Origin of the sequence: Brachybacterium sp. J144, assembly GCF_036321705.1 — a bacterium.
Classification (GTDB): domain Bacteria; phylum Actinomycetota; class Actinomycetes; order Actinomycetales; family Dermabacteraceae; genus Brachybacterium.
On record NZ_JAZDCG010000016.1, the window covers coordinates 1 to 13,640 of the forward strand.

A 13,640-nucleotide genomic window follows, 5' to 3' on the forward strand; every position below is an offset into this window, starting at 1 on the left:
CTCGGCGTCCCGCCCCGACCGCACGCCCCGGATGCACCATGACCAGATCTGACCAGGCCGGCGCGGCCCCCTCCGCGTCGGCGCCCCCGTCGGCCGCCCCCACCGCGTCGGCCGCCCCGGCCGACGCGCCGTCGCCCGCCCGCCGCCGCGGCCGCGAGCGGCTCGTCGACGGCAAGCTCCTGATCGGCATCGCCGTCGTCGCGCTGCTGCTCGTCGCCTCGCTGCTCACCGGCGTCTACGACATCTTCGGCGCGGAGGACGGCGGGCAGATGTTCGCGATCACCCGCATCCCGCGCACCCTCGCGCTGGTCCTCGCGGGCGCCGCGATGGCGATGTCGGGCCTGATCATGCAGCTGATGACGCAGAACCGGTTCGTCGAGCCGACCACCACCGGCACCACCGAATGGGCGGGCCTCGGGCTGATCCTCGTGCTGGTCATCGACCCGCAGGCGAGCATCCTCACGAAGATGATCGTCGCGATCTGCTTCGCGTTCGTCGGCACCATGGTGTTCTTCCTGTTCCTGCGCCGCGTGACCCTGCGCTCCTCGCTCATCGTGCCGATCATCGGCATCATGCTCGGGGCGGTCGTCGGCTCCGTCTCCACGTTCGTCGCGCTCCAGTTCGACGCGCTGCAGAACCTCGGCGTCTGGTTCGCGGGCTCGTTCACCTCGGTGCTCCGCGGCCAGTACGAGGTGCTGTGGATCGTCGCCGCCGTGGGCGTGGCCGTGTTCGTCGTCGCCGACCGGCTCACCGTCGCCGGGCTCGGCGAGGACATCGCCACGAACGTCGGCGTGAACTACCAGCGGGTGATGCTGATGGGCACCGGCCTCGTCGCGATCGCCACCGGCGTCGTCACCGTGGTCGTCGGCAACCTGCCCTTCCTCGGGCTGATCGTGCCGAACATCGTCTCGATGATGCGCGGCGACGACCTGCGCTCGAACCTGCCCTGGGTGTGCCTGCTCGGCATCGCCGTCGTCACCGTGTGCGACCTGCTGGGGCGCACGATCATCATGCCGTTCGAGGTGCCCGTGTCCCTGATCCTCGGCGTGCTCGGCGCGGCCGTGTTCATCGCCCTCCTGCTGAAGCAGCGCCGACATGGCTGAGCGGCTCCTCTCCCCGGGCTCCGTCGCGGCCGACGTCGTCTCGACCGCCCCCAGCGACACCGCCGCGGACCTCGGCCCGCTCGGCGTCCCCGGCCACCGCCCGCACAGCAGCTCCGGCGCCTTCGCCGACCGCCGCGCCGCGCGCCGCTACCGGATCGTCGTGGCCGCCCTCGCGATCGTCGCGCTCGGCGCCGGCTTCGGGCTCCTCGCCCTCGACAACCCCATGCCCGTCGGCTCCCGCGGCTTCTGGCTCATCGCCGAGATGCGCGCGACCTCCCTCGTGGTCATGGCCGTCGCCGCGTTCTGCCAGGCCATCGCCACGATCGCCTTCCAGACCGTGACCGGCAACCGCATCATCACCCCGTCGATCATGGGCTTCGAGTCGCTGTACACCGCGATCCAGACCGGGGCCGTGTACTTCCTCGGCGTCGCCGGGGTCGTGGCGCTGCAGGGCACCGGCCAGTTCCTCGCCCAGGTTGCGCTCATGGTCGCGCTCTCCGTGCTGCTGTACGGCTGGCTGCTCCGCGGCAAGTACGCGAACATGCAGATCATGCTGCTGATCGGCATCGTGCTCGGCGGCGGGCTCGGCTCCGTCTCGAGCTTCATGCAGCGCCTGCTCACCCCGAGCGAGTTCGACGTCCTCACCGCGCGGCTGTTCGGCTCGGTGAACAACGCGAGCGTTGAGTACCTGCCGTTCGCGATCCCGCTCTGCCTCGTCGCGGGCGTGCTGATCTGGCTGAACTCCTCGCGGCTGAACGTCATCGCGCTGGGGAGGGACGTGTGCCTGAACGTCGGCGTCGACCACGGCCGCCAGACGATCTACACGCTCGTGCTGGTCTCCGTGCTCATGGCCGTCTCCACGGCGCTGATCGGGCCGATGACGTTCTTCGGCTTCCTCGTCGCGACCCTCTCCTACCAGCTGGCCGGCACGCACGACCACCGCCGGCTGCTGCCCGTGGGCGTCCTGCTGGGCTTCGTGATCCTGGCCGGCGCCTACTTCCTCATGGACCACGTGTTCTACGCCCAGGGCGTGGTCTCCATCATCATCGAGCTCGTCGGCGGGTCCGTGTTCCTCGCCGTCCTCCTGCGGAAGGGACGCCTGTGATCATCCTCGACAGCGTGCGCAAGCAGTACTCGGAGTCGGTCGTCATCGGCCCGGTCACCCTCGAGATCCCCGCGGGCGGCGTGACCGCGCTCGTGGGCCCGAACGGCGCCGGGAAGTCGACCCTGCTGACCATGGTGGGGCGCCTGCTCGGCATCGACGAGGGCGCGATCGAGGTCGCCGGCTACGACGTCTCCTCGACCGCTTCGAAGGACCTCGCCCGGATCCTCTCCGTGCTGCGCCAGGAGAACCACTTCATCACCCGGCTCACAGTGCGCCAGCTCGTGGGCTTCGGCCGCTTCCCCTACTCCAAGGGGCGCCTGACCGCCCTCGACGAGCAGAAGATCTCCGAGGCGATCGACTTCCTGGGCCTGCACGACCTCGAGGGCCGCTACCTCGACCAGCTCTCCGGCGGGCAGCGCCAGCGGGCCTACGTGGCGATGGTGCTCGCTCAGGACACGGAGTACGTGCTCCTCGACGAGCCGCTGAACAACCTCGACATGCAGCACAGCGTGCAGATGATGGGCCGCCTGCGCGACGCCGCCCGCGAGCTGGGGCGCACGATCGTGGTGGTGCTGCACGACATCAACTTCGCCGCCCACTACGCGGACCACATCGTCGCGATGAAGGACGGCGGCGTCGTCGAGTCGGGCCCGGTCGCGCAGATCATGGACGGCGCGGTGCTCTCGCGGGTGTTCGACACCCCGGTGCAGGTGATCGAGGGGCCGACGGGCCCGCTCGCCGTCTACTACTGACGGCGGGCACCGCGCCCGGGCCGGGCCAGGGCCGGGCGAGGCCGGGGAGCCCCCTGTGTGGCGCCCCGGCCCTCAGCGGCTCACTTGGTGGCGGGATCCGTGCCGCCGCGGCCGGCCTCGCCGCGGTCGAGGGCGTCGATCGCTGCGACCTCTTCAGCGCTCAGCTCGAGCTCCGCCGCGGCGAGGTTCTCCACGATCCGGCTCGGCGTGACGGACTTCGGCAGCGCCACGATGCCGTGGGAGAGGTGCCAGGCGAGCACCACCTGGGCGGGGGTCGCCTCGTGCGCCGAAGCGATCTCGGTGATCACAGCGTTCTCGAGCAGGTCCGACTTGCCCTGGCCGAGCGGACCCCAGGACTCGGTGACGATGCCGTGGCGGGCATGGGCCTCGCGCAGCTCGAGCTGCGGGAAGTAGGGGTGCAGCTCGATCTGGTGCACGGCCGGGACCACGCCCGTGGCCTCGATGATCTCCTCCAGCTGGGGGAGCGGGAAGTTGGAGACGCCGATCGAGCGGACCAGGCCGCGCTCGCGCAGCTCGATCAGGGCCTTCCACGCCTCGACGTACTGCCCCTGGGACGGGGTGGCCCAGTGGATCAGGTAGAGGTCGATCTGCTCGAGACCGAGCCGCTCGAGGGAGGCCTCGCACGCGGCGATCGCGTCGTCGTGCGCGTGGGCGTCGTCCCACAGCTTGGTGGTCACGAAGACCTCGTCGCGGGCCACGCCGGAGTCGCGCAGGGCCTGGCCCACGCCCTCCTCGTTGCCGTAGATCTTCGCGGTGTCGATGTGGCGATAGCCGGCGGCGAGCGCCTGGCCGGTGACGTCGGCGGTCACCGCGGCGTCGACCTTGAAGACGCCGTAGCCGATCTGGGGGATGGAGCGGCCGTCGTTCAGGGGGACGGAGGTCACGGGGGACATGGGGTCCTTCCGGGGTGGGGTGCGTGAGGGTCGCCCCCGAGCGTACGCGCCTCGTCGCCTGTCGCCCCCAGCCCGCCGCCTTCAGCCCGCCGTCCGCATCGAGTGCTGCTTTTGAACCGTCACCGTGCCGCCATGACGGTCCAGATGCAGCACTCGGTGGGAGCGGGCGACGGGTGACGGTCCGGATGCAGCACTCGGTGGGAGCGGGCTCCTGGGAGGCCCGCCAGGTCCCGACCGTACGATGACCCCATGCGCATCCAGCCCGAGCGGAGCGCCGGATGACCCCGGCGCGGACGGCGCGGCTCGCGCCCCTGGACCGCCCGGTGCCCGACGCCCCGCCCGAGTACGACCACGCGCTCGGCCACACCGCGGAGCGCCGCCGCTTCGAGCTCTACGGGCTGCTCGACACCCTGTTCATCGTCGCGGGTGTGGTCGTCTCCATCTGGCTCGCGCTGCTCTACCTGATCGAGGGCTTCTCGCTCACCCCGGTGCGGCTGCTGTACCTGGTGCTCTTCTGGCTGCTGCTCACCTACATCACGCTGCCCCGGCTGCACCAGCTGATGACCTGGATCTACCTGCCGGACTACTTCTTCGGCCGCACCCGCACCACCGAGGGTGTGCTCTCGGACCCGATCAACATCGCGCTCGACGGGGCGGAGCGGGACGTGCACGTCGCGATGCGGCGGGCCGGCTGGGTGCTCGCGGAGGAGCGCACCCTGTCCTCGGCCTGGCAGATGGTGCGCTCGACGCTGCTGCGCCGCTCCTATCCGTCGGCCCCCGTCTCGGACCTGTACCTGATGGGTCGGCGCCACGACTTCACCTACCAGCAGGAGGTGGGCGGCACCACCGAGAAGCGGCACCACGTGCGCTTCTGGCGGATGCCGCCCGACTTCGTGCTGCCGGGCGGGTACCGCACGGACTGGCTCGCGGCCGGCACCTACGACCGCGCCGTCGGCTTCTCCTTCTTCACCCTGCAGATCACGCATCGCATCGACGAGAACATCGACGTGGAGCGCGACTATCTCATCGACACCGTCCGCTTCGCCGATCCGCGGATCGAGGTGGAGGTCATCGAGGAGTTCTCCACCGCGTACCACGACCGCAACGGGCAGGGCGACCGCTTCCGCACCGACGGACACCTCCCGGTGATCGACGTCGAGGGCGCCGCCGCGCGGTCCGACGGGGCGACGGCGATGATGCTGCCGCGGCATCGGCCCACGGGCACCACGGTGATGAAGGCCCGCGCCCGGGCGGCGACGCAGTCGGCGCTCGCGGCGGCGCGACGTCGCGGCCCCCAGGAGATCGGCGACGAGCTGAGCGCGCAGTGGCACGGCACGGTCGACGACGTGTACGAGGTCTTCGCCCGCGCCGCCGACCACCACCTCCCGCCGCCGACGGTGGTCTTCACCGGGATGCTGGTGCTGCTGCAGCTGGGGATCCTCACCGCCGAGTGGGTGGACCGCCTCGCGGGCGTGGACCTGCTGGCCCGGATCCCGGACGTCTCGCTGCTGCTGCCCTCCCCGGAGGGCCTGATACTGCTCAGCGTCGTCGCGGTGGTGCAGGTCCTGCTCATGGTGGGGGTGCTGCGCCGCAGCCGTTGGGCGCGGATCGCGCTGATGAGCCTGTTCACGGCCGACGCCGTCGGGCGGCTGCTGCTCGCCTCCGCGACCCTCGGCGACGTGGCCCATTCGCTGCTGGTGGGCGCGGGCGCCTCCGCCCTCGGGGTGCTCGCGATCAGCTCCGACGCCTCGCGCCAGTGGGTGCAGACCCTGCGGCTCCCCAGCCGCGAGCCGGGGGCCGACCAGGGCGGCTCCGGTCCCCGGGATACCGGGGGCGCGGGGCCGACGGAGTAGAGTTCCCGCCAGGTCTTCCCGGGTCCCCTGGGCGATGGCGCCTCGTCTCGGGGTTCCGCGCTCCCCCGGGGGACTTGCATCGACCTCGCATCCCGGGAGGACTCCCATGACCTCGTCCCCAGACACCGCCGCGGCGCCCGGCCCCGCCGCCGGGCAGGACGGCCACCCCGAGCTCAAGAAGGCCATCACCCCGAAGCTCCTGCTGCTGTTCATCGTCGGCGACATCCTCGGCACCGGCGTCTACTCGCTGACCGGCCGGGTCGCCGGCGAGGTGGGCGGCGCCGGCTGGCTGCCGATCCTCATCGCCTTCGCCGTCGCCATGGTCTCGGCCCTCTCCTATGTGGAGATGGTGACCAAGTACCCGCAGGCCGCGGGGGCGGCGCTCTATGTGCACAAGGCCTTCGGCATCCACTTCCTCACCTTCATGGTCACCTTCGCCGTGCTCTCCTCGGGCATCACGTCGGCGTCGACCAGCGCGATCTTCCTCTCCGAGAACGTGCTGAAGGCGTTCCGGCTCGAGGAGTCGCTCGGTGACTCCGCGGGCGCCGTCGCCACGACGATCGCGCTCGTGTTCCTCGGGCTCGTGGCGCTGATCAACCTGCGCGGTGTCTCCGAGTCGGTCACGGCGAACGTGGTCCTGACCTGCATCGAGATGACCGGTCTGGCGCTCGTGATCATCGTGGGCTTCTTCGCCGTCGGCAAGGGCCAGGCGGACTTCTCGCGCGTGGTGCTCTTCGAGACCCAGGACGACAAGAGCATCTTCATGGCCGTGATCGGCGCGACCGCGCTCGCGTTCTTCTCCATGGTCGGCTTCGAGGATTCGGTGAACATGGCCGAGGAGACCGTCGACCCGGTGAAGAACTTCCCCCGGGCGCTCATCGCGGGCCTGTCGGTCACCGGCGTGATCTACGTGCTGATCTCCGTCCTCGCGGTCGCCGTGGTCCCGATCGGGCAGCTGACCGAGTCGACCACCCCGCTGCTCGAGGTGGTCAAGGAGGGCGCCCCCGGTATCCCGATCGACACGATCTTCGCGTTCATCTCGATCTTCGCGGTCGCCAACACCGTGCTGATCAACATGATGATGGCCTCCCGCCTGCTCTACGGCATGGCCAAGCAGGACGTTCTGCCGGGCTTCCTCCGCGGCGTCCTGAAGAAGCGGCGCACCCCGTGGGCGGGCATCGTCTTCTCGACCGCCCTCGCCATCGCCCTGGTGCTCTCGGTGCGCTACGTGCTCGCCGAGGAGACGATCGGGGCGCTCGGCGGCACCACCGCTCTGCTGCTGCTGGCCGTCTTCGGCCTGGTGAACATCTCGGTGCTGGTGCTGCGCAAGGACACGGTCGACGTGCCCCACTTCCGCACCCCGACGGTGCTGCCGGTGATCGGCGCGATCACGTCCTTCGCGCTGGTCTCCCCGATCGCTCAGCCGGTGCAGAACTACGTGATCGCGGGCGGGCTGCTCGTGGTCGGGCTGATCCTGTATGTGATCACCTGGTTCTACAACAGCGCGGTGAAGGCCCGCCGCACCCGCTTCCGCCACCCCGACGACCTCGGTCGCGACTGACCCCGTCCCCTCCCGAGCCCCCAGGAGCCGCCATGTCCACCGTCCTGCTGGCCTACGTCCCCAGCGCCACGAGCGAGGCCGCGCTGGCCTTCGCCGTCGCCGAGTGCGAGCGCCGCGATGCCTCGCTGCTCGTGCTCGCGTCCGAGCGCGCCCCCGACCCCCGCAAGGCCCGCGGGGTCACCGATCAGCGTCCGCTGGCCGAGCGTCTGGCCGAGACCGGTCTCGAGCACGAGCTGCGCACCGTGCCCCGCCGCGACGATCCGGCCGACGACATCCTCGACGCGATCGAACACGATCCGGTCGATCTCGTGGTGCTCGGCATCCGCAAGCGCACCCCGATCGGCAAGATCCTGCTCGGCTCCACCTCGCAGCGGGTCGCGATCGAGTCGCCGGTGCCGGTGGTGCTGGTCAAGCCCGACACCTTCGTGCCGCCCACCCGGGTCTGACGCCGACGGGGGTCGACGGCCCATCAGTCGACCGCTCCGTCCGCCCCACCAGGCACGACGCCCCGATATCCGCCGACGGCGGGCGAGCCCCGGATCGCCCGCCGTTGCCGTGCGGTCCTGCGCTGTTCACCTCCGCGTCCCCTGAGGGAGGGGCGCACCTCACTTTGCTGGCGCATCGTCAGATCGTCTCGCGCTCCCTCGGCGCGCGAGGAACGAGATCACCAGCAAAGGACTCCCCCCATGGCCCTGATCGATCTGCCCCTCTTCATGAAGGACGCGGTGCGCGGCAAGCGCTCCGCCGTGACCTGCCAGCTCAAGTGCGCCAGCCAGTGCGCCTTCGGCGAGTGCAACCACTCCGACAACCCCACCTTCCGCGACATCGCCTCCCGCGCGCTGTCCCGTCGGACCATGCTGGGCGGCTCCACCGCCGCGGTCGCCATCGGCCTGGCCGGCACCCAGGGGGCCTTCGCCGCGGGCGGCGCCGCCCCGGCCGCCCCCGTCGGCCCCGCCCCCGCGCTGGCCCCGAACGGCACCGCGCTGGACTTCGACGCGATCGCCCCCGTCGCCGCCGACGTCGACGAGTTCACCGTGCCCGAGGGCTTCGAGTGGCACACCGTCATCCGCTGGGGCGATCCGCTGTTCGACGACGCCCCCGAGTTCGACTGGAACGCCCAGAGCGCCGAGGCGCAGAAGCTCCAGTTCGGCTACAACAACGACTACACCGAGATCCAGGAGATCCCGGGTTCGGATGGCAAGCGCGCCGTCATGTTCGTGAACCACGAGTACACGAACGAGAACATCATGCTCCCGGCCGACACCGATGCCGACGACGCGATCGAGATCGGCATGGCCGCGCACGGCCTCACCGTGGTCGAGCTCGAGCGTGAGGACGCCGTCTCGCCCTACACCTACCTGAAGAGCGCCGAGCTCAACCGCCGCATCCTGCTCACCGACGAGTTCGAGCTCACCGGCCCCGCCGCGGGCGACGACCTGGTCAAGACCGTCGAGGACCCCGAGGGCCGCACGGTCCTGGGCACCCTCGGCAACTGCGCCGGCGGCCTCACCCCCTGGGGCACCCTGCTCTCGGGCGAGGAGAACTTCCACGGCTACTTCCGCTCCGCCGGCACCTCCGAGGCCGAGAAGCGCTACGGCCTGCGCGACTCCGCGACCGCCCGCGGCTGGGAGGGCAAGTACGACCGCTACGACGCCCGCATCGAGGGCTACGAGAACGAGCCGAACCGCTTCGGCTACATCGTCGAGGTCGACCCCTTCGATCCCACCTCGACCCCGCGGAAGCACACCTCGCTGGGCCGCTTCAAGCACGAGGGCGCGAACGTCATCGTCGCCGCCGACGGCCGCGTGGTCGCCTACTCCGGCGACGACGAGGTGTTCGACTACCTCTACAAGTTCGTCTCCCGCGACATGTACGAGGAGGGGAACAAGAAGCACAACATGACCCTCCTGGAGAACGGCGACCTCTACGTCGCGAAGTTCACCGGCACCTCCCCGGTCGGCGAGATCGACGGCTCCGGCAAGGTCCCGTCCGACGGCGCCTTCGACGGCACGGGCGAGTGGCTGCCGCTCGTCGTCGACGGCGAGTCGAAGGTCGAGGGCTTCACCGTCGCCGAGGTCCTCGTGCACACCCGCCTCGCGGCGGACAAGGTCGGCCCCACCAAGATGGACCGCTGCGAGGACGTCGAGCCCTCGCTGCACACCGGCCGCGTTTACGTCGCCTGCACCAACAACTCGGGCCGCGGCACCGAGGGCAAGGCCGGGGTCGACGAGGTCAACCCGCGCACCGAGAACCGCGACGGCCACGTCGTCGAGATCGACGAGGGCGAGGACCAGACCTCCACCGAGTTCTCCTGGAACCTGCTGATGGTCTGCGGCGATCCGGCGCAGGGCGACCAGACCTACTTCTCCGGTTTCCCGGTGGATCAGGTCTCTCCGATCTCCTGCCCCGACAACCTGGCCTTCGACTCGGTCGGCAACCTGTGGATCTCCACCGACGGCGCGCCCTCCGGCATCGGCTACAACGACGGCCTGTTCCGCGTCACCCTGGACGGCGAGGCCCGTGGCCGCGTCGAGCAGTTCCTCTCCGTCCCGATGGACGGCGAGACCTGCGGCCCGATCATCCGCGACCAGGACAAGACCGCCTTCGTCTCGGTCCAGCACCCGGGCGAGGACGGCGAGTGGGGAGCGCACACCTCCTACTTCCCCGACTTCGACGGCCAGGGCCCGAAGCCCAGCGTCATCCAGGTGCTGCCGGTGAAGCCGGAGAACCCCTTCACCGACGTGAAGAAGGGTCAGGAGCACTACGACGCCATCATCTGGGCCTACGAGAACGGCATCGCCAAGGGCTACAAGGACGACACCTTCCGTCCGCTGCAGCCGGTGAACCGCGACGCCATGGCCGCGTTCCTCTACCGCCTCGCCGGTTCGCCCGAGGTGGACCTGCCCCGCAGCGAGCCCTTCAAGGACGTCAAGAAGGGCCAGGAGCACTACACGGAGATCATCTGGGCCTACCAGATGGGCATCACCACCGGCTGGAGCGATCGCACCTTCCGCCCCACCCAGCCCATCGCCCGTGACGCCATGGCGGCGTTCGTCTACCGGTACGCGGGCTCGCCCGAGATCGCGGAGCCGACCACCGCGCCGTTCACCGACGTCAAGCCCTCGATGATGTACGCGAAGGAGATCGCCTGGCTCAAGGAGCGCGGCGTCTCCAAGGGCTGGAGCGACGGCACCTACCGGCCGCTGAACCCGATGAACCGCGACGCCACCGCCGCGTTCCTGCAGCGCATGGCTACCGAGAGCAACGTCGCCTTCCGCGCCGGCTGATCCCCGGTCTCACCGGGAACGGCCCCGCAGCCTCGTGCTGCGGGGCCGTTCTCGCCGGCGGGTGGATCAGGCGTCGACCGAGGGGCGGTCGCCGACGGGTGGGTCAGACGCCGGCCGGAACGGTCAGGCGTCGGCGCCCCAGTCCGCCCCGCGGTCGTAGCCGTCGGGCGCCGCGCCGGACTCCCGCTGCTGCCTCGCGTACATCCGGTTGCGGGGCAGGAGGATCGCGGCGCCGAGCACCGCGGCGAGCGCCGAGGCGGTCAGCACGCCCACCTTGGCGACGTCCTGCAGCGGGTCCTCGGCGGAGAAGCTCAGCTCCGAGACCAGCAGCGAGACCGTGAAGCCGATGCCCGCGATCGAGGCCATGCCGATCATGTCCGGCCAGCGCAGGTCGGTGTCGAGCCGCGCGCTGGTCAGCTTGGTGACCAGGAAGGTGGTGCCGACGATGCCCAGGATCTTGCCGCCCACGAGCCCGACGATGATCCCGAGCGCCACCGTGGACTGCCACGACTCGACCAGGCCGCTGAGCCCGCCCACGGCGACGCCGGCGCTGAAGAACGCGAAGACCGGCACCGCGAAGGCGGAGGAGAGCGGGCGCAGCCGGTGCTCGAGGGTGTGGGAGAGGGAGTGCTCGCGCGTGTGCGCGGAGAGGCTCTTCGTGGGGACGAGGAAGGCGAGCACCACGCCGGCGATGGTCGCGTGCACGCCGGAGTTCAGGAACAGCGCCCAGGTGATCAGCGCGAGCGGCAGCAGGATCACCCACGCGCTCCAGTAGTTCCGGGCGAAGAGGGCCTCGTGCTTCGTCACCAGCCACCGGTACAGGGCGATCGGCACGATCGCGAGGGCGAGGAACCACAGCCGCAGGTCGCTCGTGTAGAAGATCGCGATGATGGTGATGGCGATGAGGTCGTCGACGATCGCGAGGGTGAGCAGGAAGGTCCGCAGCGCGGCCGGCAGCGAGGAGCCGACGAGCGCGAGGATCGCGACGGCGAAGGCGATGTCGGTCGCGGCGGGGATCGCCCAGCCGCCCGCGGCGCCCTCGGGGCCGCCGAGGTTGATCACTGTGTACAGGATCGCGGGCACGGCGACGCCGCCGAAGGCCGCGGCGATCGGCACGAAGGCCTTCTTCGGGCTGCGCAGGTCGCCGACGGTGAACTCCTGCTTGAGCTCGAGCCCGGCGAGGAAGAAGAAGATCGCGAGCAGCCCGTCGGCCGCCCAGTGCGCGAGGGAGAGGTCGAGGTTCAGCGGGCCGATCTCGAATCCCAGGTGGACATCGCGCAGGGCGAGGTAGGCGCCGGAGGCCGGCGAGTTCGCGAGCAGCAGCGCGAGCACCGTCGCGGCGAGGAGAAGCGCCCCGCCGGGGATGGCGCGGGTGATCACCGCCTCGAACCGGGTGTAGGTGCGGTAGGTCCCCAGCCGGGACGGCTGGGCGGGGGGAGTGGTCACGGAGGAGCCTCCTGCGGTGGGCGGCGGTGGGTCGGAGTCGAGCCGCCCGGCAGGGCGGCTCAGGGGGAGGTGGGCGCGGTGGGGCCGACGTCAGGGGTCCGGGGATCGTCGGTCGCGTCGGCGGCCGGGGCGGCCTCGGCGCGTCGGCGGGCGCCGCGGCTGATCACCTGGGGCGGCGGGGCGGTGGCGTCGCGGAACGCTCGCAGCAGCACCAGCACCACCACCACGCCGCCGAGGGCCTTCGCCCACCACGGGTCGGCGAGGAACAGCAGAACCATGGCCAGCAGCACCGGGGCGAGGAACTCGAAGGCCGCCTTCACGTACCCGAAGAAGGCGGGCATGCGCACGCCCTGGTCCTCCGCCACGGACTTCACCATGAAGTTCGGGCCGTTGCCGATGTAGGTCATCGCCCCGCACAGCACGGCGCCGAGGGAGATCGAGACCAACAGCACCTCGGGGACGTCGGCCACCCGCGGCTCCCCGGCGACCTGCGTGGCCATCTCGAAGAAGGTCGCGTAGGTGGGGGCGTTGTCGAGCACCGCGGAGAGCCCGCCGGTGAAGAAGAAGATCGTGATCTCGTTGAGCGGGAAGTTCGGGGCGGCGGCGCGCAGCACCTGCAGCGCGGGCACCATGGTCACGAAGATGCCGATGAACAGGGCTCCCACCTCGGCGATCGGCGACCAGCTGAACTCGTTCTCCTCGAAGCGCACCTGCTTCGAGCCCATCACGTAGGAGCCCGCGGCGGCGGCGAGCATGACCAGCTCGCGCCAGGGCACCCAGTTGGTGCCCTCGAGGTGTCCGTGGGCGACCGCGTCGATGTCGAGGGAGGGCACGAGGGCCACGGCCAGGATGATCACCGCGAACCAGATCAGGTTCGGGGCGCCGCCGAGGCTGAGCGGGCGGCGCTGGGAGTTGTCCTGGGCGATCGCCTCGGGGGTCTCGCGGGAGTAGTAGCGGCGATCGAGCGCCCAGTAGGTCATCAGCAGCAGCGCGAGCACGAACAGCCACTGCGGGAACAGCGAGAAGGTCCAGGTGAAGGGCACCCCGCGGAGCATCCCCAGGAACAGGGGCGGGTCGCCGAGCGGGGTGAGGAGCCCGCCGCAGTTGGCGACGACGAAGATCGTGAAGACGACGGTGTGCGCGCGGTAGCGGCGCTCCGAGTTGGTGGCGAGGATCGGCCGGATCAGCAGCATGGCCGCGCCGGTGGTGCCGATGAAGCTCGCCAGCAGACCGCCGACGGCGAGGAAGGTGGTGTTGACCCGGGGCGTGGCCGGCAGGTCGCCGCGCAGCACCACGGCGCCAGAGACCGTGAACAGGGCCAGCAGCAGCACGATGAACTGCACGTACTCGATCAGCGCATGGGCGAGCAGCTCGGGATGCGCGGCCAGCAGCAGGCCGATCGCGACCGGCACGCCGAGCACCAGCGCGTAGGTCAGCTGGTTGCGGGGCCTCTCCCAGTGGTGCGCGATCGCCGGGACCAGGGGGAAGATCGCGATGCCGAGCAGCATCAGCACGAACGGGATCAGGGTCCACACGGGGAACGTCACCGAGGGCCACCTCACCTTCAGGAGCGGACCGGTGGGAATCGGTCGCGCACGGGCCGGAAGGCCGAGGTGAGG

The 13,640-nt window shown here is 70.7% G+C and carries 10 protein-coding genes; 7 read left to right on the forward strand and 3 right to left on the reverse strand.

The genetic code is table 11. From position 1 onward, the window contains the following. Positions 1 to 38: 38 nt before the first annotated feature. The 3 genes from V1260_RS06800 to V1260_RS06810 are packed head-to-tail and all read left to right on the forward strand — an operon-like array spanning position 39 to position 2,960. Entirely contained in the window at positions 39 to 1,103 is a 1,065-nt protein-coding gene (locus tag V1260_RS06800) for an ABC transporter permease (RefSeq protein ID WP_329746055.1), read from the forward strand. Then, positions 1,096 to 2,208 (forward strand): iron chelate uptake ABC transporter family permease subunit, encoded by a 1,113-nt coding sequence (locus tag V1260_RS06805; protein WP_329746056.1) that lies wholly within the window; start codon positions 1,096 to 1,098, stop codon positions 2,206 to 2,208. Before V1260_RS06800 ends, V1260_RS06805 begins: the two co-directional genes overlap by 8 nt. Beyond that, positions 2,205 to 2,960, forward strand: a complete 756-nt coding sequence (locus tag V1260_RS06810) for an iron ABC transporter ATP-binding protein (RefSeq protein WP_329746057.1) — start codon at positions 2,205 to 2,207, stop codon at positions 2,958 to 2,960. Before V1260_RS06805 ends, V1260_RS06810 begins: the two co-directional genes overlap by 4 nt. 80 nt (positions 2,961 to 3,040) lie before the next feature. Here the strand turns inward: V1260_RS06810 and V1260_RS06815 are convergent, their stop codons facing one another. After that, a complete protein-coding gene (locus V1260_RS06815; protein ID WP_329746058.1) occupies positions 3,041 to 3,874 on the reverse strand; it encodes an aldo/keto reductase in 834 nt (277 codons plus the stop codon). 278 nt (positions 3,875 to 4,152) lie between these two features. On the opposite strand from V1260_RS06815, the gene V1260_RS06820 reads away from it, so the two are divergent. The 4 genes from V1260_RS06820 to V1260_RS06835 all read left to right on the forward strand — a co-directional run bounded on the left by V1260_RS06820 (position 4,153) and on the right by V1260_RS06835 (position 10,575). After that, entirely contained in the window at positions 4,153 to 5,727 is a 1,575-nt protein-coding gene (locus V1260_RS06820) for an LssY C-terminal domain-containing protein (protein WP_329746059.1), read from the forward strand. A gap of 106 nt (positions 5,728 to 5,833) precedes the next feature. After that, entirely contained in the window at positions 5,834 to 7,288 is a 1,455-nt protein-coding gene (locus V1260_RS06825) for an APC family permease (protein WP_329746060.1), read from the forward strand. Between the two features lie 32 nt (positions 7,289 to 7,320). Continuing rightward, positions 7,321 to 7,734: a universal stress protein gene (locus tag V1260_RS06830; protein ID WP_329746061.1), complete on the forward strand. Its 414-nt coding sequence runs from the start codon at positions 7,321 to 7,323 to the stop codon at positions 7,732 to 7,734. Positions 7,735 to 7,974: 240 nt separating this feature from the next. After that, complete coding sequence (locus V1260_RS06835; protein WP_329746062.1) at positions 7,975 to 10,575, forward strand: alkaline phosphatase PhoX; 2,601 nt, start codon at positions 7,975 to 7,977, stop codon at positions 10,573 to 10,575. A 123-nt stretch (positions 10,576 to 10,698) separates the two neighbouring features. Here the strand turns inward: V1260_RS06835 and nhaA are convergent, their stop codons facing one another. Both nhaA and V1260_RS06845 read right to left on the reverse strand, forming a co-directional pair. After that, on the reverse strand, positions 10,699 to 12,021 hold the full coding sequence (nhaA, locus tag V1260_RS06840) for a Na+/H+ antiporter NhaA (RefSeq protein ID WP_329746063.1): 1,323 nt from the start codon (positions 12,019 to 12,021) through the stop codon (positions 10,699 to 10,701). Positions 12,022 to 12,080: 59 nt separating this feature from the next. Then, complete coding sequence (locus tag V1260_RS06845) at positions 12,081 to 13,568, reverse strand: sodium:proton antiporter (RefSeq protein WP_329746064.1); 1,488 nt, start codon at positions 13,566 to 13,568, stop codon at positions 12,081 to 12,083. Between the last annotated feature and the right edge of the window lie 72 nt (positions 13,569 to 13,640).